Origin of the sequence: Maribacter sp. HS (genome assembly GCF_048059195.1) — a bacterium.
Taxonomy (GTDB): domain Bacteria; phylum Bacteroidota; class Bacteroidia; order Flavobacteriales; family Flavobacteriaceae; genus Maribacter; species Maribacter dokdonensis.
Genome location: NZ_JAYLVV010000002.1, coordinates 450,533 through 476,827, shown reverse-complemented (window position 1 = coordinate 476,827; position 26,295 = coordinate 450,533). Strand labels below are relative to the sequence as shown.

The 26,295-nt window shown below is 36.1% G+C and carries 25 protein-coding genes; 18 read left to right on the top strand and 7 right to left on the bottom strand.

The window, feature by feature from the left end:
• The first annotated feature begins 65 nt into the window (after window positions 1-65).
• The 4 genes from VBZ51_RS02180 to VBZ51_RS02165 all read left to right on the top strand — a co-directional run bounded on the left by VBZ51_RS02180 (window position 66) and on the right by VBZ51_RS02165 (window position 2,930).
• Entirely contained in the window at window positions 66-557 is a 492-nt protein-coding gene (locus VBZ51_RS02180; RefSeq protein WP_416575932.1) for a YkgJ family cysteine cluster protein, read from the top strand.
• A gap of 25 nt (window positions 558-582) precedes the next feature.
• A complete protein-coding gene (locus tag VBZ51_RS02175) occupies window positions 583-1,305 on the top strand; it encodes a tRNA-uridine aminocarboxypropyltransferase (RefSeq protein ID WP_416575931.1) in 723 nt (240 codons plus the stop codon).
• Window positions 1,306-1,356: 51 nt separating this feature from the next.
• On the top strand, window positions 1,357-1,857 hold the full coding sequence (locus VBZ51_RS02170; RefSeq protein WP_416575930.1) for a hypothetical protein: 501 nt from the start codon (window positions 1,357-1,359) through the stop codon (window positions 1,855-1,857).
• Window positions 1,858-2,057: 200 nt separating this feature from the next.
• Window positions 2,058-2,930, top strand: a complete 873-nt coding sequence (locus tag VBZ51_RS02165) for a sterol desaturase family protein (RefSeq protein ID WP_416575929.1) — start codon at window positions 2,058-2,060, stop codon at window positions 2,928-2,930.
• Here the strand turns inward: VBZ51_RS02165 and VBZ51_RS02160 are convergent.
• Window positions 2,919-4,154, bottom strand: coding sequence for an exo-beta-N-acetylmuramidase NamZ domain-containing protein (locus VBZ51_RS02160; protein WP_416576258.1), 1,236 nt, complete (start codon window positions 4,152-4,154; stop codon window positions 2,919-2,921). The genes VBZ51_RS02165 and VBZ51_RS02160 overlap by 12 nt on opposite strands.
• A gap of 3 nt (window positions 4,155-4,157) precedes the next feature.
• Here VBZ51_RS02160 and VBZ51_RS02155 point away from each other — a divergent pair, with 3 nt between their 5' ends.
• On the top strand, window positions 4,158-5,399 hold the full coding sequence (locus VBZ51_RS02155; protein WP_416575928.1) for an ABC transporter permease: 1,242 nt from the start codon (window positions 4,158-4,160) through the stop codon (window positions 5,397-5,399).
• A 12-nt stretch (window positions 5,400-5,411) separates the two neighbouring features.
• Here VBZ51_RS02155 and VBZ51_RS02150 read toward each other — a convergent pair whose 3' ends face one another.
• Together VBZ51_RS02150 and VBZ51_RS02145 are read right to left on the bottom strand one after the other, a co-directional pair.
• A complete protein-coding gene (locus VBZ51_RS02150; protein ID WP_416575927.1) occupies window positions 5,412-5,705 on the bottom strand; it encodes a type II toxin-antitoxin system RelE/ParE family toxin in 294 nt (97 codons plus the stop codon).
• A complete protein-coding gene (locus tag VBZ51_RS02145; RefSeq protein ID WP_416575926.1) occupies window positions 5,692-5,934 on the bottom strand; it encodes a type II toxin-antitoxin system ParD family antitoxin in 243 nt (80 codons plus the stop codon). Before VBZ51_RS02145 ends, VBZ51_RS02150 begins: the two co-directional genes overlap by 14 nt.
• Window positions 5,935-6,066: 132 nt before the next feature.
• Between VBZ51_RS02145 and VBZ51_RS02140 the strand changes: the two genes are divergently transcribed.
• From VBZ51_RS02140 to VBZ51_RS02115, 6 genes are read left to right on the top strand one after another with little or no spacing between them, the layout of a single operon-like run.
• Window positions 6,067-7,362 (top strand): M20/M25/M40 family metallo-hydrolase, encoded by a 1,296-nt coding sequence (locus VBZ51_RS02140; protein ID WP_416575925.1) that lies wholly within the window; start codon window positions 6,067-6,069, stop codon window positions 7,360-7,362.
• Window positions 7,355-8,140: an aldose 1-epimerase gene (locus tag VBZ51_RS02135; protein ID WP_416575924.1), complete on the top strand. Its 786-nt coding sequence runs from the start codon at window positions 7,355-7,357 to the stop codon at window positions 8,138-8,140. The genes VBZ51_RS02140 and VBZ51_RS02135 overlap by 8 nt, the downstream gene beginning before the upstream one ends.
• 27 nt (window positions 8,141-8,167) lie before the next feature.
• Window positions 8,168-8,941, top strand: a complete 774-nt coding sequence (locus VBZ51_RS02130) for an SOS response-associated peptidase (protein WP_416575923.1) — start codon at window positions 8,168-8,170, stop codon at window positions 8,939-8,941.
• A gap of 3 nt (window positions 8,942-8,944) precedes the next feature.
• Entirely contained in the window at window positions 8,945-9,289 is a 345-nt protein-coding gene (locus VBZ51_RS02125; protein WP_416575922.1) for a TfoX/Sxy family protein, read from the top strand.
• Window positions 9,290-9,341: 52 nt separating this feature from the next.
• A complete protein-coding gene (locus VBZ51_RS02120; RefSeq protein WP_416575921.1) occupies window positions 9,342-11,090 on the top strand; it encodes a SulP family inorganic anion transporter in 1,749 nt (582 codons plus the stop codon).
• A gap of 54 nt (window positions 11,091-11,144) precedes the next feature.
• Window positions 11,145-12,551, top strand: coding sequence for an MBL fold metallo-hydrolase (locus VBZ51_RS02115; protein WP_099189574.1), 1,407 nt, complete (start codon window positions 11,145-11,147; stop codon window positions 12,549-12,551).
• Here the strand turns inward: VBZ51_RS02115 and VBZ51_RS02110 are convergent.
• From VBZ51_RS02110 to VBZ51_RS02100, 3 genes are all read right to left on the bottom strand, one after another.
• Window positions 12,546-13,910, bottom strand: coding sequence for an exonuclease domain-containing protein (locus tag VBZ51_RS02110; protein WP_416575920.1), 1,365 nt, complete (start codon window positions 13,908-13,910; stop codon window positions 12,546-12,548). The two genes, VBZ51_RS02115 and VBZ51_RS02110, sit on opposite strands and share 6 nt — an antisense overlap.
• 227 nt (window positions 13,911-14,137) lie before the next feature.
• The gene (locus VBZ51_RS02105) at window positions 14,138-14,344 is read right to left on the bottom strand and encodes a hypothetical protein (RefSeq protein ID WP_058103771.1); all 207 of its coding nucleotides are present in this window, start codon (window positions 14,342-14,344) and stop codon (window positions 14,138-14,140) included.
• 288 nt (window positions 14,345-14,632) lie between these two features.
• On the bottom strand, window positions 14,633-14,809 hold the full coding sequence (locus VBZ51_RS02100; RefSeq protein ID WP_157490851.1) for a hypothetical protein: 177 nt from the start codon (window positions 14,807-14,809) through the stop codon (window positions 14,633-14,635).
• 622 nt (window positions 14,810-15,431) lie between these two features.
• On the opposite strand from VBZ51_RS02100, the gene VBZ51_RS02095 reads away from it, so the two are divergent.
• Genes VBZ51_RS02095 through eutC form a run of 3 tightly spaced genes read left to right on the top strand, consistent with a single transcriptional unit; the run spans window position 15,432 to window position 18,857 of the window.
• Window positions 15,432-16,748: an amino acid permease gene (locus VBZ51_RS02095; RefSeq protein ID WP_416575919.1), complete on the top strand. Its 1,317-nt coding sequence runs from the start codon at window positions 15,432-15,434 to the stop codon at window positions 16,746-16,748.
• Between the two features lies 1 nt (window position 16,749).
• Window positions 16,750-18,120, top strand: a complete 1,371-nt coding sequence (locus VBZ51_RS02090) for an ethanolamine ammonia-lyase subunit EutB (protein WP_416575918.1) — start codon at window positions 16,750-16,752, stop codon at window positions 18,118-18,120.
• Window positions 18,117-18,857 (top strand): ethanolamine ammonia-lyase subunit EutC, encoded by a 741-nt coding sequence (eutC, locus tag VBZ51_RS02085; RefSeq protein WP_416575917.1) that lies wholly within the window; start codon window positions 18,117-18,119, stop codon window positions 18,855-18,857. The genes VBZ51_RS02090 and eutC overlap by 4 nt, the downstream gene beginning before the upstream one ends.
• 3 nt (window positions 18,858-18,860) lie before the next feature.
• Here the strand turns inward: eutC and VBZ51_RS02080 are convergent, their stop codons facing one another.
• Entirely contained in the window at window positions 18,861-19,091 is a 231-nt protein-coding gene (locus VBZ51_RS02080; RefSeq protein WP_058103767.1) for a hypothetical protein, read from the bottom strand.
• Between the two features lie 219 nt (window positions 19,092-19,310).
• On the opposite strand from VBZ51_RS02080, the gene VBZ51_RS02075 reads away from it, so the two are divergent.
• The 4 genes from VBZ51_RS02075 (at window position 19,311) to VBZ51_RS02060 (ending at window position 26,288) form a co-directional block, all read left to right on the top strand.
• Entirely contained in the window at window positions 19,311-21,101 is a 1,791-nt protein-coding gene (locus VBZ51_RS02075; RefSeq protein WP_416575916.1) for an alkaline phosphatase, read from the top strand.
• A 102-nt stretch (window positions 21,102-21,203) separates the two neighbouring features.
• The gene (locus VBZ51_RS02070) at window positions 21,204-21,773 is read left to right on the top strand and encodes an RNA polymerase sigma-70 factor (protein WP_416575915.1); all 570 of its coding nucleotides are present in this window, start codon (window positions 21,204-21,206) and stop codon (window positions 21,771-21,773) included.
• A 120-nt stretch (window positions 21,774-21,893) separates the two neighbouring features.
• On the top strand, window positions 21,894-22,859 hold the full coding sequence (locus tag VBZ51_RS02065) for a FecR family protein (RefSeq protein ID WP_416575914.1): 966 nt from the start codon (window positions 21,894-21,896) through the stop codon (window positions 22,857-22,859).
• Window positions 22,860-23,054: 195 nt separating this feature from the next.
• A complete protein-coding gene (locus VBZ51_RS02060) occupies window positions 23,055-26,288 on the top strand; it encodes a SusC/RagA family TonB-linked outer membrane protein (protein ID WP_416575913.1) in 3,234 nt (1,077 codons plus the stop codon).
• Window positions 26,289-26,295 lie beyond the last annotated feature (7 nt).

Genomic DNA, 26,295 nt, shown 5'->3' with positions numbered 1-26,295 from the left:
TTTCTATCTGCAAAAGTCTCGCTTTTTGGTACTACTTTCCTAGTTTTGAAGAATTAATTTGATACATGGAAGAGGTTTTACGTCTATTGCCCAAAAAGGCAAGGGAAAAACATAATGAAAATAAAAAGTTCTTTGCCAAACTAAGGAAAAAACCGCCAAAGGATTTGGACTATACCATGCAAGAACTACATGAGACGGAATTTGAACGTACCGATTGCCTAACCTGTGCCAATTGTTGCAAAACTACAGGACCGTTATTTACCAACGCAGATGTGGAGCGCATTTCAAAATCGTTCCGATTGAAGCCACAAAAATTCATTGAAACCTATTTAAGGGTAGATGAGGAGAACGATTATGTGTTACAGCAAGTACCATGTACTTTTTTAGGTGCTGATAATTACTGCTCCATTTATGATGTTCGCCCAAAAGCATGTCGAGAATTTCCGCATACCAACAGAAAGAAGTTTCAGCAAATTAGTAATCTTACCCTAAAAAATGTGTCTATTTGTCCTGCTGCTTATAATATTGTAGAGGAGATGAAGAAGTTGATTAGGTAAGTAGAATATTGAAAATAAATTAAGATTGCTAGTTGATATTAATAATCCAAGAGTAAAATGTTACCAGTGCATGAGACCTTCAAGTACCTGTATTTGTGAACATATTAGTGCCGTAAAAACTAAAACACGTTTCATTATTTTAATGCACCCTAAGGAGTATAAAAAGGAAAGGAACGGTACAGGCTACATGACGAATCTTCAACTGGAAAATTCTGAAATAATAGTGGGCGTAGATTTTAGTGATAATACTCGTGTAAATGAATTATTGGACAGTAATGAAAATTCATTTTTACTTTACCCGGGTAAAAACAGTTTTAACCTATCTCAAAGAAGTAGTGCTGAAATGCATAATTTTATAGGTAATGGTGCAAATATCTTCATTCTCGATGGTACCTGGCCCTGTGCCAGAAAGATGCTTAAATTGAGTAAGAACCTGCAAAAGTTAAATAGGGTTAGTTTTGATAATAGCATAGCATCAAAATTCATCATCAAACAACAACCAGAAGCACTTTGTCTTAGCACCATAGAATCGGTCTATACCGTTTTAAACTTGTTGAATAAAGGAACGATTGAACAATGTGATACGGCGGACTTCCTAGTCCCGTTTGAAAAAATGATTGAACATCAACTTGATTATATGCTAAACCCAAGTAGTAAAAATTATCGCTATGGTTCTAGTTTAGAGATTGCTCCCAAAATCAGGTATAAGACAAATACCGAAAGAAATGTTGTTTTTGAATTAGATTAGTTAATAGTTTTTTATTTACCTCAGATATACTATTCAACCAAAATTTTATTGATGAAACGTACCCTTTATTTTTCTTTATTGATGATTTCCTTATTGGTAACCTATACTTCCGTTGCGCAAGAAGATTTTAGAAATACTGAGGTTGTAAATTCTGTTTTTAATGCCCTGAAAACTCAGAGTGAAAAAGAATTTTTAAAAATCTTACCTACTAAAAACGAAGTGGAATATTTGATTCCAATGGTCAAAAATGCTCAGCCCAATGAAAATATTCCTTCAGTAGATACCATAATTTCAAATTTTGAGATTAAAGCTATCGAGAATTTTAAAGACATTAGTAAAAGAGGAAACTCTTTCGGGGTATTGTGGAAAGATATTATTTTAGAAAAAGTAAGTTATAAAAGTAACCCTGACCATAACGTACCTATTGAAAGAGGAAGTATTACCATGGAATGTTCAAGTAACGATAAGAAGTTTCTGATCGTTTTAAAAAAGTCATATAACATACAAGATACTTGGCGGGTAATGGACCCAATAAAGTTTACCCTGTTGTGAAATTCTATTTTTTTAGTGTCATTAATTCAAGGATGACATGGTTTACGTATCCTGTATCTGTAGCGGGTTAAATCAATAAAACTTTATTATATTACGTAATTAATTACAAAATCATTAGAATTTGAATATTTTACTGATGATACTATAATTGAGTTGCAGTTTGAATTCTGCAGTTTATAATTTAACTATTTACTTATTTAATGGAACAATTAATAACCTATTTTGAATCGATACCTGCTGCACACCGCTCTTTAATTTTGGTGGGTGGTATTACCTTTTTCTGGATACTGGAAGGTATTGTCCCCTTATTCAATGGTGCTTATAATAAGTGGAAGCATTCCGTACCCAATTTCTTTTTTACCTTGACCACCATAATCGTAAACTTTCCGTTGGCATTTTTTCTTTTGAAAACGTCTGACTGGACAGTTGCCAATGATTTCGGAATTATTAATTGGTTACCAGAAATGCCACTATGGGCTTATGTGTTTTTAGGTGTTGCCTTGCTTGACCTTATAGGGGCATATTTGGCCCACTTGGTAGAGCACCGTGTAAAACCCTTGTGGATGGTTCATTTGGTGCATCATACAGACCATAATGTGGATACTACTACAGCAAATAGACATCACCCTTTAGAAAGTTTGATCAGGTATATGTTTACCCTTGTTGGGGTTTTTATCGTTGGTGCGCCTATAGGCATAATAATGTTGTACCAAAGTTTATCTGTAGTATTGTCACAATTTAACCATGCGAACATAAAATTGCCAAAAAGTGTGGACAAAGCAATTAGCTGGGTGTTGATTTCGCCAGATATGCATAAAGTACATCACCACTACGTGTTACCATATACAGATTCTAATTACGGTAATATTTTTTCTTGGTGGGATCGTTTGTTCGGTACGTACATGCATTTAGATCGAGAGAAAATTATCTACGGCGTTGACACTTTTCCTGATGAGGTTGCCAATGGTAAAATTGGACCATTGCTAAAGTATCCTTTTGTTGGGTATAGAAAACCTACCACAGATGGTAGTAACCTAGCAGAAGTTGTAAATGAACAGCCTTTAGTAAAGTAGATACTTTGCCCTTATTTTTTTAAACTTTTCAATGTCTTCTTGCCAAGTCCCTTTAATTTCGGCATTGGTAGCACCGGCTTCAATTTGTTTTTGAAGTCTATTATTGCCTGCGTGTTTGGTAAATCCGCTCGTTAAAAAGAATTTACTTTTGTCCAAGGTATTGGTATAGGCGTCAATAATAAAATCCATCGTTACTTGGTTCATTCGTTCGGTTCTCGATAAATCTTTGCCATAACAAAGTTTTCCCTCTTCCTTTGGGTATTTAGAACCAAAATTTGGTTTGGGAGTATAGGTGAAATCATACACTTTTGAATCTAAAAATGACGCTCCATAACGTTGAAATTGAAACTCCGTTCCACGACCGGCATTGATATTGGTACCTTCAAACATTCCTAAACTCGGGTATAGGGTAATTGAAGTGTCGTTAGGCAAGTTTGGCGAAGGTCTAATAGGTAAACTGTAGAACATGTCATGCGCCCAGTTTTCTAGAGGAATTACTGTTAAATTTACTTTTTTATTTCCTTCAAGCCACATTTCTTCATTGATCATATTTGCATATTCACCAATGGTCATACCATACACTAAAGGTATTAGGGTCATGCCAAGAAAAGAAGTGTGTTCTGCTTCCATCGTTGGGCCATCTACATAATGTGCGTTCGGGTTTGGTCTATCCAATACCAAAACGGGAATACCTTTTTCTGCACAAGCCTCCATCACTAATTGCATGGTAGAAATATAAGTGTAAAAACGAACGCCCACATCTTGTATATCGAACAGCACTAAGTCTAAACCCTCTAATTGATCTTGGTTTGGTTTTCTATTTTTTCCATGTAAGGATATCAGTTCTAGCCCTGTCTTTATGTCTTTACTATTATTCACGTGCTCACCGGCATCAAAATTCCCCCTAAATCCATGTTCTGGGGCAAAAACGTGTTTGATGTCCACACCTAAAGATAGTAGGCTATCAACCAAATGGGTGTGACCTTTTGGTTTAAAAATGACACTGGTCTGGTTGGCGACAACGGCTATTTTTTTTCCTTTTAAAATTGGTAGATAGGCTTCCGTGCGGTTAGCGGCTACAACTATTTCTTTTTTCTCTTGTACTATTTGTGGCTCGGTTTGGCTTTGCGTGTGCTCGGCTACATTTTCGGAATCGTTTCCGCAAGTAGCCAATACCAAAAACCATAATAAAACTGTACTTTTGAAATTGGATAAAAATAACATCATTTGAATCTAGAATATTTTATCGCCAAACGGCTTATAAAGGGTAAGGAGCATAAAATTAGTATATCCGCACCAATAATAAAAATAGCTATTGCCGCAATTGCTATTGGGGTGGTTATGATGTTGATCGCTATTGCTACGGGGTTGGGTTTAAAAGAAAAAATCCGTGAAAAAGTGACCGCTTTTAACGGTCACGTACAAATCTATAATTACGACAATAATAATTCTGAGGTATCTGTGGTACCTGTGAGTACGGAACAAGAGTTCTATCCGGATTTTAAAATGGTAGATGGGGTGCAACATATTCAGGCGGTGGCCACCAAGGCGGGTATTATAAGAACGGAAGATACTTTTGAAGGTATTATTGCTAAAGGTGTTGGTAAGGATTATAATTGGAAACCGTTTGAAGAGTTTCTTATTGACGGGGTGTTGCCAGATTATTCTGGGGAGTTTAATTCAGATGTGCTGATTTCCAGGATAATGGCAAACCGACTCAATTTTAAAGTGGGCGACTCGTTTTTTACTTTTTTTTTACGGGATGATGCAGCGGATAAAATTCCCAATCAACGTAAGTTCACCATTACCGGTATTTTTGATAGCGGATTTGAAGAGATTGACGGACTCTATATATTTACCGACATTAGGCATATACAACGCATGAATAAGTGGGAAGATACCGAAGTTGGTAATTTTGAGATATTCTTGAACAGTTTTGATGATATTGATCAAAAAGCAAATGAGATTTACGGAGAAACGGTTGCTAGTTTAGATACCAAGACCATAAAAGATAAGTACTATAAAATCTTTGAATGGATCGGACTTTTTGATTTCAATATTGCCCTGATCATAGGCATTATGATCATAGTTGGCGGTATTAATATGATTACCGCATTATTGGTACTTATTTTAGAACGAACGCCCATGATCGGTATATTAAAGGCATTAGGTACCACAAATTGGAGTATTAGAAAGGTCTTTTTATATAATGCGGCTTATTTGATTGCGGTAGGTTTGTTTTGGGGCAACCTTATTGGTTTGGGTATTATCTTTATTCAGCATCAGTTTAGGGTGTTTAAATTTCCAAATCCAAAGGAGTATTATATTGAGTACATACCTGTAAGTATAGACCTGTGGACTATTCTTCTTTTAAATGCGGGTGTCTTGTTATTATGTTTATTGATGTTACTGATTCCATCATATATAATTACCAGAATTACACCGGTAAAAGCTATCCGATTTGAGTAGTAGAAGTTTGAATTATAGATGTTCTACAAAATTCATTCGTTTTCCTAGAACTCTTACCAAATAGATTTCATTCTTGCTTTCAAATTCGTAAAATATAACATGAGCTTTGAAATTATAGAACTTTAATCCATTTGCAATTGGTGATGCATTTTTGGCCAAGCTAGGTCTATCAGATAATTCCAATAGAAAATTTTCTAATTTCTGTAGGTAACTTGTTGCTGGCGATTGTCCAAAAAATTTAATACCATATTTATAAATAGCAATTAAATCTTGTTGTGCTTTTGTAGATAAATTATAGTTTGCCATTATCTACTTGCTCAATAATATCAATGATTTTTAGTGAGCTTCTTCCGCTCTGTAAACCTTCATCAATGGCATTTTTTAATTCTGCCATTTTCATATTTTCTTGTTGGTCTTTTCTAACCAAATCACGTATATATTCACTGTCATTAGTGTAATGGCCACTCTCTACTTTTAACTTTATCCAATTATCTTGCTGATCAGTAAAGGTTATAGATTTTCGTATTGTTGCCATAAAAAAGAGATTATGGTGCAATATAGTAATTATATGCACCACATTATACATTGGTCTAAACTTAACACAGTTAGTGGTTTATTCTAGCATTAACTTGAGCGTTTTTGGTAAATTTGGTGTAAAACAGACCACATGCATCAAAAGTTACTTTTTACACTATTTACATTGTTGTTATTGACCACTAGCAATGCGCAAAAGCTTTCTAAGAACGAAAAGAAGGTTGTAAAATCCATCGAAAAAAATAATGCGCAGGCAATTTCATTCTTGGAGAAAGTCGTCAATATCAATAGCGGAACTTTAAACCTTAAAGGCGTAGAAATGGTAGGAAAAGAGTTTGCTACTGCTTTTACTGAAATTGGTTTTGAAAGTACGTGGATTCCTATGCCCGAAGAAATGAATAGAGCGGGACACTTATTTGCGGAGGTCAAAGGGACCAAAGGAAAGAAATTATTATTAATAGGTCATTTAGATACGGTTTTTGAAGAAGATAGTCCGTTTCAAACATTTAAATTGGTGAACGATTCTATTGCCCATGCGCCAGGAGGTAATGATATGAAAGGTGGCAATGTCATTGTGCTCTATGCATTAAAAGCATTACGGGAAAACGGATTGCTGGATGATGCCCAGATTATAGTCGCATTTACCGGAGATGAAGAAAGTACTGGTAGCCCATTGGAAAAAAGTAGGCATGATTTAATTGAGGCAGCAAAAAGAAGTGATATTGGTCTGGGTTTTGAAACTTCTACGGGTTTCAATTATGCCACAGTTGCCCGTAGAGGTTCATCTGGTTGGAAAGTTGAGGTGGAAGGTAAAAGAGCTCATTCATCGGGTATTTTCAGTGAAGACACGGGTGCAGGTGCCATTTTTGAAATGTCAAGAATATTGAACGGTTTTTATACCGATGTTAAGGGAGAAGATTTATTGACCTTTAATCCTGGAACTTTAGTGGGAGGAACGTTTGTTGAATTTGATGAAATGACCAGTAAGGGTAGTGTGTTCGGTAAGACCAATGTAGTAGCGCAAAAAGCAGAGGTGCGTGGCGGATTGCGTTTTATATCCGAAGAACAAAAAGAACGTGCCCGTGAAAATATGAGAGCGGTTGTTGCCAACAATTTACCGCATACATCGGCAAAGGTGACTTTCAAAGATAGTTATCCGGCAATGCAGCCTACAGAAGGAAATAAGGCTTTGTTGGCAAAGCTAAATCAAGTAAGCCTTGATTTGAAGCAAGGTGAGGTAATTGCATATGATCCTGGTAAAAGAGGAGCGGCAGATACTTCTTTTGTAGCGGAATATGTAGATTGTTTGGACGGATTGGGTACTATGGGAAATGCTGCCCATACTCCTGAGGAAACCGTGAACTTGAATACGATAGAAGCATTAACAAAAAGAACGGCATTATTAATTTATAGATTGATAAATGAGTAATATAACAACAATAAAAGTAGGAGACCATCAGGTTAAAATTGAAGCTGGAGAATTGGTAGGCTACCAAGTTTCTGGTCATGAGTTTATGCATCAAAAAGGTAACCCTGGTTGGCGAAATGTAGATACTGAAATGTTTCCGTTGATCGGCCCTACCAATGAAGCGGACTTTAAGGTAAATACTCCAAAAGGATTTGCTACCCAAGATCAACATGGTCTATTACGTGAAATGGAATATGTACTTACGGATAGTACCGATAGTAAAGCCGTATTTTCTAAAAAATATAGCGCGAATACGGAAATTTTAAACTCTAAATATCCAGCAAAATCAACTGCAGAAAAGTTGAGTTGGCCTTATGATTTTGAGTTCGTAAAAACACTTGAATTGGTGAACAATACTTTAGAAGTTACATTTTCTATTTCTGGAGAAGAAGGTATGCCTTTTATGTTGGGTTATCATCCGGCATTTATGCTGCATTCAGAAAATGCCGTAATCTCAACGGGCAATCAAGACATTACTATTCCAGAAGTAATGGCGGTGGGTAGTAGGGCACTACAAGTGCCTAAAACGGATACCATTACCTTAAAAGATGAGAAATCCATTCAAATAACATCTGAAGGATTTAGCCATTTTATGCTTTGGACAGAGGTGCCAAATATGGTTTGTATAGAGCCGATTACCTTTTATCCGTATGCCGTGGCACAACAGAATTTAGCGGAAGGATTTATGGTGGTAAAAGATGAGCCTGCTATTTTTAAGGTAAGCTTAAAACCATTATAGTCAAAAATTACCGTTAAGAACAGACGTATGTGTTATGATGTGAAAACCAGTTTGGAAGCGCAGCTAAAAAGAGCGAAACGTAATCAAGATTTAAAGGCAATTGAAGAAATTGTTGAAAAATTAGGACCGTTGACCGATCTACCGCTTCATCATGCATCGGGGTTTTCGCATCCAGAAGTGTTGATCTACACTAATCAGGATCGTTTTTATCCCATAGTAGCTACTTGGGGTTTAATTCCGCATTGGGTAAATAATGTGGATCAACAAAAGAAAATTTGGAACAGTACATTAAATGCTCGGGTAGAAACCATTTTTGAAAAACCCGCCTTTAGGGATGCAGCCAATGAGAAACGTTGTATACTTTATGTGGACGGATTTTATGAGCATCATCATTTTAAAAATAACACCTATCCATTTTTCATCCACCGAAAAAATAATGAACCATTAGCTTTGGCTGCATTATGGTCTGAATGGATACACCCTGAACATGGTGGTGCTATCCATTCCTTTTCAATTGTAACCACTGTTGGTCATGGCATGATGGCTACAATCCACAATAATCCTAAATTGAAAGAACCCCGCATGCCATTAATACTATCCGATGATATGGAAGAGCAATGGCTTTCCTCACATTCGGATTTTGAAAAGGAGTTAAAAGAACTATTGAACAGAAATGACAAGGTGGAATTAGAGGCACATACCGTGGGTAAGCTTCGAGGTAAAAATTATGCAGGCAATACCGCTTCAATTGCCGATGAGGTAAAATACATGGAACTTGAAACTAACGGATTGGACTTTTAGAAAATGGCATACAGTGAATATTTGGCAGATAGGGTAAGAACAAGATTAAAGGGCAAGGGGTTTGTAGAGGAGAAGAAAATGATGGGCGGATTCATTTTTATGATCAATGGAAAAATGTGCATCGGTATTATGTTCGATAAAAAAACCGAAGAAGACAAGCTAATGGTAAGAGTAGGGAAACTCAATTATGAAGAACTGCTAAATAAACCGGGTAGTAGCCCAATGGATTTTACGGGTAAGCCTTCACGTGGTTTTTTGTTTGTTGGACCTGATGGGTTCGATAATGAAAATGACCTGGATTTTTGGGTGGCGAAAGCTTTGGAGTTTAATGCGCTTTTAAATACATGATCTTGGCTGTCAAATAGGCTTTCATGCCCTATGAAATGATTAAATTTACGGCGTGAAAAACATTTTTCCTTTTCTGGATTGGATTTCATCCTATAAAAAAACCGACTTTGTAAAAGATTTGTTGGCGGGTATTACCGTAGGTATTGTATTGGTGCCACAAGGTATGGCATATGCAATGATAGCAGGTTTGCCACCCGTACATGGTCTTTATGCCTCTTTATTTCCTGTCCTTGTTTACGCACTTTTAGGCACCTCAAGAAAAATAGCGGTTGGTCCTGTGGCCATGGATTCGCTTTTGGTGGCTGTAGGTTTGGGTACCTTGGCTATAACCGGGGTAGAAAACTATATAAAAATGGTGGTGGTACTTGCCTTAATGGTAGGTGTTATTCAGTTTTTATTGGGGGTTTTGCGAATGGGCTTCTTGGTCAATTTTCTTTCAAAACCGGTAATAAGTGGGTTTACATCTGCCGCGGCTATTATAATTGTTTTTAGCCAAATGAAACATTTGTTGGGTATTTCCGTAGTAGGCAGTAACAGAATCTACAAGACCGTAATTAATATTTTTTATAAGCTAGGAGAAATAAATTATGTGGATTTCTCAATCGGTCTTGTTGGTATAGCTTTGTTGCTAGGGTATAAAAAGTGGGCCAAGAATATTCCCGGTATATTAATTATCGTAGTGTTGGGGATTGTGGCGGTTTACTTTTTTCAGCTAGAAACTTACGGAATTAAATTGGTAGGAAACGTACCTAGTGGATTGCCATCTTTAATAATGCCTACATTGAATATTGAAGATGTAAAGCAACTTGCGCCAATTGCTATAGCATTGGCATTGGTGGGCTATTTAGAAGCTATTTCTATAGGTAAGGCCATTGAAGATAAAACAGGGGAAGATACCATAAAGGCAAATCAAGAATTAATTGCTTTAGGGTCATCAAATATTGTGGGTTCTTTTTTTCAAGGGTATCCAGTGACAGCAAGTTTTTCTAGATCTGCAATTAGTTTTGATGCTGGTACTAAAACCAATTTAAGTGCTGTTTTCAGTGTTATTTTGGTGGTGTTGACCTTACTTTTTTTAACACCTTTGTTTAAGTTTTTACCCAATGCTATTCTGGCTAGTATCATTATGGTATCCGTAGTAAAACTTATAGATATTAAGTACTTTAAATATTTATGGTCAAACAGAAAAGATGAATTTTTTGTGATGCTGGTGACTTTTTTAATCACTTTGTTCATCGGTATTACACAAGGTATATTAATAGGTGTTCTATGCTCTTTATTGCTAATGGTCTATAGGACTTCTAAACCTCATTTTGTAGAGATTGGTAATATTGGCAATTCCGACTATTATAAGAATGTAATTCGTTTTGCAGATGAGGTGGTGGTGCGTAACGATCTTTTGATCGTTAGGTTCGATTCTCAGTTGTATTTTGGTAATTCAGCTTATTTTAAAAAACAATTGCTTAAGCATATAAAGGCAAAAGGTCCGGCACTCAAAGGAATTATTTTGAATGCAGAATCCATAAATTACATTGATGCCACCGCTGCGGATATGTTGACTAAATTAATACACGATATTAGGGAACGTGAACTGCAATTTTACATTGCAGGCGCCATTGGACCAACAAGGGATATTATTTTTAGTACAGGTATTATCAAGGAATTACAGCGAGAATTTTTGTTCGTAAAAACAAAAGAAGCTGTCGATTTCTTCGATGACCCCAATGAGATATCCTTGTTGGCCGCGAAGGTAGCCTATGAAAATAGTAGAATGGCCAAGGCTAAAAGGAATATAAATTAAAAAAATCTTGTACCTTAAAGGTGAAGTGATTGTTATAATATAAAGTAGTTTAGTATGAATATAGAACAGATATATACAGGTTGTTTGGCTCAAGGAGCATATTACATTGAGAGTGATGGGGAAGTTGCTATTATTGATCCGTTACGTGAGGTAACACCTTATATTCAAAGGGCTGAAAATGACAATGCCAAGATCAAGTACATATTTGAAACCCATTTTCATGCAGATTTTGTCAGCGGGCACGTAACGCTTTCAAAAGAAACAGGAGCTCCTATTATTTACGGTCCCACCGCTAACCCTACTTTTGACGCTATCATTGCCGAAGACGGTCAAGAATTTAAGTTGGGCAAACTCACTTTTAAAGTGCTTCATACACCGGGGCATACTATGGAAAGTACTACTTATTTGTTGCGTGATGAAAATGGTAAAGATCATGCAATTTTCTCTGGTGACACCTTGTTCTTAGGTGATGTAGGTAGACCTGATCTAGCACAGAAATCTGCTGATATGACCCAAGAGCAATTGGCAGGTACGCTGTTTGATAGTTTGCGTACTAAAATAATGCCTTTGGCTGATGATGTTACCGTATATCCTGCACATGGTGCCGGCTCTGCATGTGGTAAGAACATGATGAAAGAAACGGTAGATACCTTGGGTAATCAGAAAAAAATGAATTACGCTCTTAGAGCGGATATGACCAAGGAAGAATTCATTAAAGAAGTAACCGATGGTCTTTTGCCTCCACCTAAATATTTTCCTTTAAACGTAAAAATGAATAAGGAGGGATATGAAGATATAGACGATGTGCTTAATCGTGGTAATGTTGAATTATCGCCGGATGCATTTGAAAAAGCAGCTAATGATACCGAGGCTTTGGTGTTAGATGTTAGACATCAAGATGAATTTGTAAAAGGTCATATACCAAGGTCCATATTTATAGGATTGAACGGTGATTTTGCTCCTTGGGTGGGCGATTTAATTGCGGATACCAAACAGCCATTACTATTGGTGATTCCTGAGGGTAAAGAAGAAGAGGCTATTACTAGATTGTCCCGTGTAGGATTTGATGCTGCCATTGGATATTTAAAAGGCGGAATAGAAGCTTGGAAAGCGGCAGGGAAGGAAGTAGATCAAATAACTTCTATTACGGCACCTGAAGCCAAAACTTTAATAGATAAAGGTAATGCCGTTTTTGATGTGCGTAAAGATGGTGAGTATTTAAGCGAGCATTTGGCAGGTGCAGTTCATACTCCATTAAGTGAATTGAACAAACATTTGTCCAAATTTCCTGAAAAGGGAGAATTTTTGGTGCATTGTGCAGGTGGTTACCGTTCTGTTATAGCATCTTCTATTTTAAAAAGTCGTGGTATTCATAATCTGATCGATGTTAAAGGTGGCTATGGAGCATTGAAGAAAGAAGATTTGGAGAAGACGGACTATGTGTGCCCTACTACGCTATAATTGAAAAATAGTGTTGGGGTGTTTTCTTAAATAGCTTTCTACGATACGCTGGGTTTCTAGCGTATTTTTTTGCGGTGTAATGAACATTTCTAGGTCTTCCATTTGTGAAATAGCCACTTCAGTAGGTGCAAAGCCGTAACCGGCGTAGTTATTTTCTTTAATGATTACAAAACCGTTTTCGTCCATAGTTCTGCCTTTGGTCTTAATAACCAAGGTGGAGGAAACATCTTTAATGTTTTGTATAGCATTATGAACGCGTTCGTTATACTCATCCACCATTTCTAGATCCGAGCAAATGCCAATGCACTGCTTAATTTTGTAATGGGAACAAACAGTCACGTTTTCTTGCAGATGGCAATATTTTGGGCAAAGCTCAAAAGTGCTACACAGGGTTTCTAAATATTGTCTGGCCTCCGTTGGGCTATAACAAACAGCAATAGGGTTGGGAGTCATTTTTATCTTATTGAACGCCAAGTGGTAAATACCATTGCGGTCAACGTAAGTGAAAATACCATATTGTTGTATAGACCTTTTCTGAGCACTATTGTACTTGGGGTAATAGTGTTTAATTTCGGCAGATTCCTTTAAAAGTGCAATAAGTTCATTACCTGTTTCCTCATAATCTAAAGAAGCGGTTTCAGCGCAAAGAACCAATTCTTTCGTCTTTTTATCATAAAAATGCCCAAGCACTCTTTTTTTGATGTTTTTTGCCTTACCAACATAAATAATCTTTCCCTTTTGATCTTTAAAATAATAAACACCAGGGGTCGTAGGTAATTTTAAAAATTCTTCTTTTGGTAAGCCGGGGGGTAGTGTAGCTTCTTGAGATTTGGCATTGAGAAATTGCTTGAAGACAATTTCAGCTTTTTCAGTTCTCAATAATTTATGAAATAAAAGTACGGTAGCATGAGCATCACCCCTGGCACGGTGCCTGTCAGTTAATGGTATGCCTAAGGCACTGGTTAATTTTCCTAAACTATAAGAATTGTAGCCGGGCAATAATTTTCTTGATAAGCGTACAGTGCACAATTTTTTTCTAGAAAAGTCATACCCAAGCAGTTTAAATTCATTTTTTATGACATTATAATCAAAATTGACGCTGTGCGCTACAAAAATGGTGTCTTTGGTAATGTCAATAATCTGTGGAATAATATCCTCTAACAGCGGAGCATTACGTACCATATCATTATCAATACCTGTAAGTCCGGTAATAAAAGCGGGAATCTCACATTCCGGATTTACTAGTGAAGTGAATTCGTCAACTACCTCATGACCATCATATTTGAAAATAGAAATTTCGGTAATTCTATTACCCTTAATACCGTTACCGGTAGTTTCTATGTCAATTATCGTGTACAAAAAAGTGAGGAATATCTAATCATTACAAAGTTAGTTGAAAATGAGTTAGAATGGTAATTTGTTTTATGGTAAAGGAAACGTAGTAGGTAGAAAACTAAATATTATTTAGTGGTATAAAAGTTAAAAAGCATTTAAGTACAGTGGCGCTTCTGACTAATATATACACTTAGATATAGATGTGAAGCCATCTAGTGAAAAATCGGAGTCTAGTAGGATGCAGAAACCTATTATTTACCCTTATTGTTTTGGGCATCTATTGAGGTTACACTAGAATTTTGGGAATTCATGTTATCCTCTAAAATATTGGTTTCAACATTCTCACGTACTACGTAATCTGAAACTAGGTCGTAGTCTTTACCGCAAGAAGATAAACTTAATAAGAAAACAATGGCTGCAACAGGGACGAAAAAGGCTTTGGTAAGGTGGAATTTCATGTAAATGTTGGTAAAATTTATCTCGCTAAAAAATTAACGCAATCCGAAAATATTTAAACTTTATCCATTAACGACGAAAAGTTGAATTTATTCGATGAAATGCACACTAAATGTTATTAACACTAATTGTTAATAATTTGTCAGGGTATGATATAAGGTGATTTGTTAATATAATGGGTGTAGGTTGCAGCTGTTTTATCCATTAAAAATATAAAAACCAAGCCCTTCATTTTCGTTGCTTCTCTAGTTCCCCCGATTTCGATAGGCAATTTCCATGAAGGGCTTGGTCTAAAATATATTCAAGGTTTTAGCAAAATCCAATTCCTTTCTATTTCTGTATTTATAATGTAGTTTAATAATCGTTAAAAGCTCAGTTTCGGTTAATTCATAGCTATTCTTTAACGATTTTATCTTTCGTTCTCCTATTCTGGCTAAAATTTGAAGTTCTTCTTTTTGTCTTTGCATTTCACTTAGGTTAAATCCGTCCTCTTGTGGGGAGAACGGATTTTTACAACTAACAACTACGCTCTATTGAATATGATTGATTACCTGGTAAAACTATTGGAAGTTAGGTATCTAAACAATACCCAGTTACGGGTATTTTTTCATGTATATAGTTTTGAGTTTTTAGAATTCAATAATATAAGAGGTACAAATTGGTTAGCGAAATATGAACTAGTGTAGCGGTGCAGTCGCTTTGAGTTAATAGGAAAGAGATTTGTTGTTCAATTTATTTCCATCGTAGAATACGTCAATGTAAAACGAATTTAAAGTTTCCTTGATGTTTAGTTAAACTTGATCATAATAAATGAATGCATCTTTGCAGCGAGTTTAGAATAAGTTTGAGTTAGTTGAAAAAACCGGCATATCCTCATAATGTGTCGGTTTTTTGTGTCTTGACTTTACCACAGAAACTAAAAAATTGGTAGTCTTAAATTATCGGTTTTTAATTATGGACCTATTATTTTTATTGATTTCATACTTCTATGTCAATTCTTATTTATTATATCGGTGTTGGGCTTAAGCTATCATAATTAATCTTAGCTTTAAGGTGAACGTTGATATCCACCACCTTACTCATACTTTAATGAAGATTACTGAAAAACCTGCTGTTTCTAAGAAAATTGGAGTTTTTGCCATTTGGGCAATTGGTGTTGGGATGGTGATTTCAGGTGAATCTTTCGGTTGGAATTTAGGTTGGGCCATTACCGGACCATTATGGTTTTTTGTTCCTGTGGCAGTTGCGGCTTTAATGTATTTTGGGCTAGTGCAAAATTTAATTGAATTGGCATGTGTACATCCTAATGCGAATGGTCCACATTCTTATGTAGAGAAAGCTTTTGGTCAGAAATGGGGTTATTTTGTAGGGTTGGCAATTTTGTTTGAATTTTTATTTGCTACTCCTGCTATTGCCAGTTCTCTCGGTGAATATTTAGGGTTTTTAATAGATGATTTAACGATGTCTCCCTGGATAGCTACACTTTTTATATTATTTTTCTCTATCATAAACCTCTTTGAAATGCATGTTGGGGTGCGTCTGTTAGTGATTTTAACCTTATTGGCCATTGCGGAATTGTTTTTGTACCAAGGTTCTGTCGTTAGTTCTTTTCAAGTGGAAAATCTCATGAATTCAGGAGTGGGGTCATTAGATGTTGAGCGTTTTGTTCAAGCCATACCATATGCTATTTGGTTGTTTTTAGCCATTGAAGGGATATCGCTTATGACCAAAACAATCGATAGAAAGGGGTTTAGAAAAACAATTACCAGGGGGTATAATCTCGCTTTTTTTACCTTATTGACTTTGGCGCTTTTGGTGTTATTCCTTGCCGCTGGAGGTATAAATTGGGAATTGCCAGAAAGTATGGATATACTGACTGAAAATCATCCCATGCCTGCATCTATGGCATTGATATTGGGGAAAGAGAATTTTTTAGTGCAACTATTTACATTTATTGGGCTATTTGGACTCATAGCTTCCTTACAAGGAATTGCTTTTGCGGCAACTACGCAGCTAGAGCCCTTGCTTCCAGATTTAAAAATCAAAGGGGTTTCTAAAAGAGCCGTTGCTTCTGCGTTGGTTTTTATTATTAGCCTCGTCGCTATTTGGAGTAGCCAAACCGGATTTTTAATTGAACTGTCGGTTTTTGGGGCGGTATGTATGTATTTGGCGGTAAGTGCATCTTTGTTGGTTTTAAGAAAAAGGGAAGACTTGATATCTTCGGTATCTGAGTTCGATTGGTATCGACATTCAGATTTTAACCCTATTTTCTCAACCGTTAGCGCTATGACTGCTGTAATTATTTCGCTAATTTGTGTATTGGCTTTTGCATACCTTCAATTTACGGCGTTTGTTATTTTTATTGCTTGTAGCTTGGTGTATGTATTTTTAATCCGGAAAAAGTAGCATGGCTTATCAATTTACATTGGGAAAACAGAATTATCTTTTTGATGATTTGAAAACTGTTTTGGCAAAAGCGAGTCCGTTACGATCGGGCGATGCTTTGGCTGGTTTTGCAGCCGCTAGTAATACGGAAAGAATTGCAGCTCAGTATGTGTTGAGTGAATTGCCCCTAAAAGTTTTTTTAAATGAAGCAGTAGTTCCTTATGAATTAGATGAGGTTACTCGGTTAATAATCGATACCCATGATGTCCAAGCTTTTGATAACATTTCTCATTTTACGGTAGGTGACCTTAGGGATTGGTTGCTGGAAAATACTACATCTGGGCAAAATATTTTAGAAGTTAGCAAAGCATTGACTCCAGAAATGGTAGCTGCCGTATGTAAGCTAATGCGTAATCAAGATTTGATTGCCGTCACTTCCAAAATTCAAGTAATTACCCGTTTTAGAAACACGGTCGGCTTAAAAGGTCATGTTTCGGTGCGCTTACAGCCCAATCATCCCACGGATGATATGAAAGGGATTTTAGCAAGTACGATAGACGGATTATTGTATGGTTGTGGAGATGCGGTTATTGGTATTAATCCCGCAACCGATAGTCCTAGTGTGACTATTAATCTATTGAAAATGCTTGATGATGTTCGTTTAAAATATGAAATACCTACCCAGAGTTGTGTGTTGTGCCATGTAACTACAGCTTTACAGATTATAGATAAAGCTCCGGTCGATTTAGTATTTCAATCCATTACCGGTTCGCAAAAGGCCAACAGTTCTTTTGGTATCGATCTACAAGTTTTAAAGGAAGCTCATGATGCTACTTTGGCTTTGGCGAGAGGTACGATTGGTAATCAGTGTATGTATTTTGAAACTGGTCAAGGGTCCGCTTTATCTGCAAATGCCCATCATGGTGTTGACCAGCAAACAATGGAGGCAAGGGCTTATGCGGTCGCTAGACACTTTGATCCTTTTTTAGTGAACTCTGTGGTTGGTTTTATTGGTCCGGAATATTTGTTCGATGGAAAACAGATTATCCGTGCGGGATTGGAAGATCACTTTTGTGCCAAAGTTATGGGCTTGCCTATGGGTATGGATGTATGTTATACCAACCATGCAGATGCCGATCAAGATGATATGGATAATTTATTGACTTTATTAGGAGTAGCCGGATGTAATTTTTTTATGGGTGTACCCGGTACAGATGATATAATGCTAAACTACCAATCTACCTCTTTTCATGATGCAATGTATTTACGTAAGGTTCTTGGTAAAAAGCCAGCACCGGAGTTTGAAGCTTGGTTGTTGAAAATGGGTATCATAGATGAAGCGGGTAATAAATGTAGCATAGATGACGCGAATAAATTGCTGTTGAAATTATGAGTAAGGATTTAACCATAGCCAATAAATGGCAGCAATTAAAAGAACACACTAAGGCGAGAGTAGCACTAGGCCATGTGGGTACTAGTTTGCCTTTGAGCGAAGTACTGGCATTAAAACATGCACATGCAATGGCAAAAGATGCTATTGTAACCAAGTTAGATGTAGAGGGGCTATCCCAAAAATGTAAAGCGCAGGAAATACCATATCAAACATTTAAAAGTAGAGCAAGCGACAGGCTTGAGTATTTAAAGAGACCTGATCTTGGTAGACAATTACTGTTTAATACTAATTTAATAAAGACTGAAAAAGTCGATATTGTTTTTGTCATTACTGACGGACTTTCGGCAAAAGCTGTAAATACTTATGCCTTTAAAGTTTTAAATCATCTTTTACCAAATCTGAACGACAGCTATACTTTCGCAATTACACTCGTGGAACATGGGAGAGTTGCAATTGGTGATGCTGTAGCGGAATTTTACCATGCAGATTTTGTAGTAGTATGTATTGGTGAAAGACCAGGTTTGTCATCACCTGAAAGTATGGGTATTTACACCACGTATCATCCAAAAATAGGCTTTACCGATGAGCGTAGAAATTGTATTTCAAATATTCATGCCAACGGATTAAGTGGTAAACAAGGTGCTCAACTTTTGCAGTATTTAATTGAAAAATCATTCGCTTTAAAAATAAGCGGAGTAGCATTAAAGCTTGAAGTTGGTGAAATATTAAAGAGCTAGTTTTTAGAGCTTCACTTTTATTTCCTTTATTCTAAAAGCTTGTGTTCTAAGTAGATTTTGAAAAATACGAACAATTCTTTCTTGGTTTTCCTCAGGTATACGCCCTCCTATAATCCAATTCTTCTTAGCGTATTTGGTACTTTCCAAGTTGAACTCGGCCATTAAGCATTCTAAAGCTTCTTCGCGAGTTTCGTCGTTCATTTTACTGAACATTTGTTTAATATTTTCGGTCATTGGTGGTTTTGGTAGTTTTCAAAAATAAATAAAAAAGTCTTTCAGCTGGCTAAAAAAAATAAATAGATATGAGCATTTTGATAACAACTTAATGTTTACTTGATATTAATTTAAAATAATTAAGAAATTTAGACCTCACTTTTGCAAACCATAGAAAATAGCTTAGGTATAATAATATCTAATGTTTGTTGACCAAATTTCTTCTTTATATAATTATTTATGAGACTTTTAAAATTACCAATAGTTTGCTTATTGTTCATTAGTGTATATGCGGGTTATACACAAGAATTTAAAGTGCATTCCCATAACGATTACAAGCAAAATATTCCTTTTTGGAAAGCTTTGGGAGCAGAGGTGCAATCTGTTGAAGTTGATGTGTTTTATAAGGACGGAAAACTGTTGGTAGCACATGAACAAAATGAAATTCAAGAAAACTCAACCTTAGCTCGACTTTATTTAAATCCCCTTCAAGAGGCTATAGCCTTAGGGTTGCTTAACAATAAATCTTTACAATTATTGATAGATGTAAAGTCAAACGCACATAAAACGTTAAATGCTATAGTTGCTGAATTGAAAGAATACCCAGCAATCATTAACGCCGATAATGTAAAAATTGTTATCTCGGGTAACCGCCCAGATTTGAAAGAATATATTGATTATCCTGATTTTATTTTCTTTGATTATCAGAGTTTGCAGCCTGTAAACAATACTGAAGTGCTTAAAAAAATTGCGTTGATAAGTTTAAGTTTTAAAAACTATTCTGAATGGAACGGTAAAGGTAGACTTACTTCTCAAGACTTTATAAGTGTTACTGAAGCTATTAACAAGGCACATGCTTTAAATAAGCCTTTTCGTTTTTGGGCAACACCAGATTCAAAATCTGCTTGGAAGACTTTTGTTGATATGGGTGTAGATTATATAAATACGGATATGCCCAATGAATGTGTTACATATGTTACTTCCTTAAAAGATAGAGTAGTGCAAAATTCTGTTTTTTCTAAAGTGTATTATCCAAATTTTAAAGTAGATCAAGCAAAAAGGGTTCCAAAGAATATTATTCTAATGATAGGTGACGGTAATGGGTTAACGCAGATATCGTCTACTGTTTTAGCAAATAATGGAGAATTGTCCTTAACGCAATTAAAAAGTATAGGTTTTATTAAAACACAATCTGCAGATGATTTTACCACAGATTCTGCGGGTGCGGGTACAGCGATAGCTACAGGGCAAAAAACAAATAATAGGGCAATAGGTACTAGTAAGAAAGGTGTGCCTATTCTCAATCTTACAGAAATATTATCTGAAAAAGGTTTTTATACAGGGGTCATTACTACTGATGAAATTACTGGGGCAACACCTTCTTCTTTTTATGCGCATAGAACGGATAGGGGTATGGCGGCAGAAATAGCCTCTGACTTAAAAATCTCTAAATTAAAACTGTTTATCTCTCAGCCAACAAAAACGGTAAAACATATTGATGATGCTGGTTTTGTAATGAAAACCGATATAAATACTATAGGTGCAAGTGTAGATGAAAAAATAGGAGCTTGGTTTGATCATTCCAATGAAAACGTGACCGAATCAAATGTCCAAAAATTGGCTTTGGCCACCAAGAATGGAATTTCATATTTGAATAAAGAGAAGCCTTTTTTCTTAATGGTAGAAGGTGCAAAGATTGATAGTTATGGTCATGCCAATGATATAAAGGGTGTTGTTACGGAAAGTATCTCTTTTGATAGGGCGGTATCAGAGGCTATAAAGTTTGCAGATGAAGATGGTAATACCCTAGTAGTGATTACAGCAGATCACGAAACTGGCGGGTTGACCATACCGCAAGGTAATGTTGTTAGGCATGAGATTGAGGCGGATTTTACCACTCATGACCATACCGGCACTATGGTTCCTGTTTTTGCTTACGGTCCCATGTCACAGGAATTTCAAGGCGTGTACGAGAACAATGAAATTTTTGATAAATTATTAAAGGTGTTGAAAATTGCTGTTAAAAAGTAATTTGCAGAGCACTATCCGCTCATTAGGTTAAAGAGATCATTTTACCTAATGTTTACAATGTTATAATATCACTTCAATTAATTTATAGGAGATTTGTGAACTATGAAAGTGGAGGGAATAGATAACGGTAGTATTGAAAATTTGGTTTTGCGTGTAAAAAAGTCGGACAAAAAAGCATTCAATATATTGTTTACAGAGTTATGGGATCCAATGTATTCCTACGCTTGTTCTATACTCATGAATGACAGTCTAGCCCAAGATGTGGTGCAGGATATTTGGGTAGATTTTTGGCAACGAAGACAAGATTTGGATGTCAAGTTTTTAAAATCTTACCTATATAAATCTATTCGTAATAAATGTTACAATCATTTACGCAATCAAAAATTCAATAAGATTCAGTTAGAGGTTGCACATACATTGTCTGTAGCATCAGATGTGGATCAAAATGATGATGTCATTGAATTATCTACCAGAATAAATAGTGTCATCTCTCACCTTCCAAAAAGATGTCAGGTAATTTTTAGACTTAGTCGTATAAATAATATCGACAATAAGGAGATTGCCCATAAATTGGATATTTCCCAACGTTCCGTAGAGAACCAGATTTCCTTTGCCTTACGCCAATTGCGAAAAGAACTTGCCGTGGCAAAAACCTTGTTTTTCTTTCTTTAGTTTCCTTTTCATTATCTAAAGGTTAAGCACACTGTTGTTTTGTTAAGTAACCTTTAAGCCTGCTTTTTGGAGTGTGCGTACCCCTTAGGTTATGGTACTTGTGATTGTAACAATAGTATAATGACCGAAAAAGAAGTAAAAATACTCATGAACAAGTACCTAAATGGTACGATTACAACTACAGAAGAAAAACTTTTAGAAAAGTTTGATGCTTCTCTAATGCTTGATAAAGAAGGTCATGTATTTAAAAATGATGATCAAAGAAAACAGGTAGGGAAAAAACTGCTGAAGAGAATACATGACAAGCAAAATAGAAAGTCGGATAAATCTTGGGTGAAAGTTGCTGCAGCTATTGCGATAATAATCAACCTAGGGGTTTTAACATATTTAGGGTTAAATACAGAAAATAAAAAGACGGTTACTGTATCACAAATAGTTGAAACTACAGAATGGGGTCAACGAAAAGATTTTGTGTTAGCTGATGGTACAGAGATAAAGTTGAATTCGGGAAGTACAATTTCATTTCCAGAGAAATTTTTGGGCAACACCAGGGAGGTCACCTTAGTGGGCGAGGCCTTTTTTAATGTGGCAAAAGATAAGACCAAACCTTTTATCATAAAATCCGGAGATTTAAGCACTACGGTTTTGGGCACATCATTCAATATTAATGCCTACCCTAAAAGCAATGATATTTTGGTAACCGTTGCTACGGGTAAAGTGCAAATTGGAGCTAAGGATAATACGGTGTTCTTACTGCCCAATGAACAGGGCGTATTTCATAAAAATTCTGATAGTATTTCAAAAAACGATGTTGATACCAATAGTTTGATCAATTGGCAAAAAGGACTTTTAACGCTCAATGATATAACCATGAAAGAGGCACTTGATGTTTTAGAGAAGTGGTACGGAGTCACTTTTGTAATTCATGATGATACGCCGTTAGATTGCCATATTACCGCTTCGTTCAATAATGAAAGTTTGTCCAATGTTTTAGAAAGTATCACTTATGTGAAAAAGGGTTTGTCTTTTCAACCCTTGAAGAACAGTACTATTCTGATCAAAGGAAAATGTAGAGATAATGACTAACAAACCAAAAACCAATTATGATGTAGACCTAAACCTAAAAAAGTAGACAGCCTGTAACACTTTGGCGAGCTAAACAGGCTGTCAATTATTCAAAGATTATTTATAAAAAACAACCATTAAACATTATGTGAAATTATGAATTTGCTAACTAATAAACAATTTATCAAGTTGACATTCAATACGTTTTGTCTCCTTATGATCATGGCGATGCTGAATCCCATACTTGCAGCTGACCTTAGGGGCCAAAAATTAGAAAATTACAAAGTGGATATCGCCGTTGAAGGCGCTACGGTATTGGATATTTTAACCAATATCGAAGATCAGACAAATTTTAATTTTGTGTACGATCGCAAAGTAGGTAAGCTTAAGAATACCTATAGTGTAGCTTATGAAAGCGTGTCTTTACGATCCGTTTTAGAGCTAATGGCCAAAGATGCCAATTTAACCTTTAGAAGGATTAATAACACTATTTCTATTACCGTAAAACCAAAGGTTTTCAAAAGAGTGGTAGAGGTTGAGTTTTTGACCGTTAATGGTACGGTTACCGATCAGGGTGGTGTTCCATTGGTTGGAGCTACGGTACTTGAAAAGGGAACTTTAAACGGGGTCACTACAGATTTTGATGGAAACTTCACCATTGATGTTAAGAGCGATGCTGTATTGGAGGTATCTTATTTGGGCTTTACAACGCAAGAAGTTGCCTTGCAGGGCCAAACCACAATAGCTGTTCAATTGGTGGAAGATGCTACGCAATTGGATGATGTTGTTGTTGTGGGCTATGGTACTCAAAAAAGATCGGATGTTACGGGATCCATTGCATCGGTTAAAAGTGAAAACTTCAATAAAGGGGTAGTTGCCAATCCTGGTCAATTATTACAGGGTAAAGTTGCCGGTGTAAACATTACTTCGGTAAGTGGTGAGCCTGGCGCTTCACAAAATATTGTTATTCGTGGTATTGGTAGTTTTAGATCGGGTACTTCGCCTTTGTTCGTAATAGATGGTTTTGTCATAGATAATACTTCTACGGGTGTGGCATCTAATCCTTTAAATTTCATCAATCCTCAAGATATTGAATCCATGGATGTGTTGAAAGATGCATCTGCTGCCGCTATTTATGGGGCACGTGCTGCAAATGGGGTTATTGTGATCACTACTAAAAAAGGAAAAACCGGTAAAACGGAAATGAATGTTTCGGTTTCTACGGCTTTTGCAACATTGGCCAATAAAATAGATGTGTTTTCTGCAGATGAGTTTAGAAGACAGGTGCCAGCTGTTGGTGGTACTTTGGTAGATGGAGGCGCAAATACCAATTGGCAAGATGAGCTTACACAAACAGGTATTTCTAAAAACGTAAACTTTTCAATGAGTGGTGGGGCATCTGATAAATTCAATTATTATGCTTCTGTAGGGGTTGACGATCAAGAGGGTACGTTTGCCAATAGTTCTTTAAAAAGATATTCTGGCCGTTTGAACTTGAATCAAAAGGCTTTGGACGGTATGTTGAATGTAGATTTCAATTTATCCGCTTCTAGAACTTTGAACAACAGACCAGATGCTGGTGCTACGGTTGCAGATATGTTAGAGCTGAACCCTACAATACCTTTATATACAAATGGTGAACCCACTTTGTTAGATGATAATAGATTAAACCCATTGATACGTAATGAAATCTATGCAGATGAGTCTAATAGTAACCGTATTTTGGCGAATATTTCTCCATCTGTAGAGATTGTAAAAGGATTAACGTACAAACTTAATTTGGGTGTAGATTATTCCTCTACAAATAGAGATCAACAACGTGCACCGTATGCCTTGTTAGAAGATTTAAATCAAGGGTATTTAAATAGTTGGATCACTACTAACCAGAATACACAGGTAGATAACACGTTGACCTATACATTTGAAAAAGGAGATCATGGAGCAACAGTTTTGGTTGGTCACTCTTACCAAGAAGTGTTCTTCCAACAAAAGAAATTTGAGTTACAAAGTTTTGCGGATAATGGTATTGATCCAAGATATCAAGATCAGATCAGTAGCCAAGAATTTCCTACTAGTTTGTTCTCTACGGCAGAGAAAAATGAATTACAATCTTTCTTTGGTAGGGTAAATTATGATTATCAAGATAAATATTTATTGACTGCCACTATGCGCGCAGATGGTTCTTCAAAATTTGGGGAGAACAATAAGTACGGTTATTTTCCTTCTGTAGCCTTAGGTTGGAATATAAGTAAAGAGAATTTCCTGTCAGAAAGTACCATTGTGAACAACCTAAAGCTACGTGCTAGTTGGGGTCAAACGGGTAGTCAAGAAGGTATAGATAATAAAGTGTCATTGGCAAGTTATATTGATAGTAAAAGTGATAATGACACCTATCCTTTAGATGATAGTGCTACTACATTAGATGGTTATCCATTTGGTACGGTACCTGCTCGTACTGCAAATCCTAATTTAAAATGGGAAGTTGCTACTCAGACCAATATTGGATTGGATTATAGTTTCTTGAATAATAAAATTACGGGTACGGTAGATTATTTTAATAAGGTAACTACAGATGTAGTATTGTTTGCCAATAGAGTGGATCCTATTCAACCAACCGAGAAAATATGGACCAATCTTGAAGATTTGGAAATACATAACTCCGGTGTAGAATTTGCGTTGGATTTTAGAACAATGATCGGTGAAGATTTCTCTCTTAATGTAGGTGGTAATGCTACTTTTATTAAAAATGAGGTTACAGACTCTCCTTTTGCCATTATTACTACCGGTGCCGCACAAGGTGGTGGGCAAACTGGCGCAACGATCAACGGTTATTTGAACAATGAGGCAATAGGTACCTTTTACATGAAAGAGTTTATTGGTATTGGTGATGACGGTTTAAATCAATTTAGAGATGTAAACGGTGACGGTGAAATTTTAGATGATGACCGTATTGCTGCAGGTAGTGCCCTGCCAGATTTTACTTATGCCTTCTATTTGAATTTTGATTATAAGAATTTTGATTTAGGATTTAATTTTAATGGGGTGTCCGGTAATAAAATTTACAACCACACCGCAATGTCCTCATTCTCAAAAGGACAATTGAGCAGAAATTTGAATACTACTTATTTCGCTATTCAGTTTCCAAACGAAGATGTTAATAATTCCAATGAGGTGTCAACCAGATATTTGGAAGACGGTGCTTACCTAAAACTGAACAATGCTACATTGGGATACAACCTTTTGGCCAGTAAAATTGGGTTAGATGATTATGTGAACGATATACGCTTTACACTAACGGGTCAAAATTTATTCATCATTACGGATTATACGGGCTACAGTCCAGAAGTAAACACAGGTAGTGAAATAGATGGTATACAAACTTTTGGTATAGACCGGTATACTTACCCTAATTCAAGAACCATCTTGTTTGGTTTAAATGTATCCTTTTAACACAAAA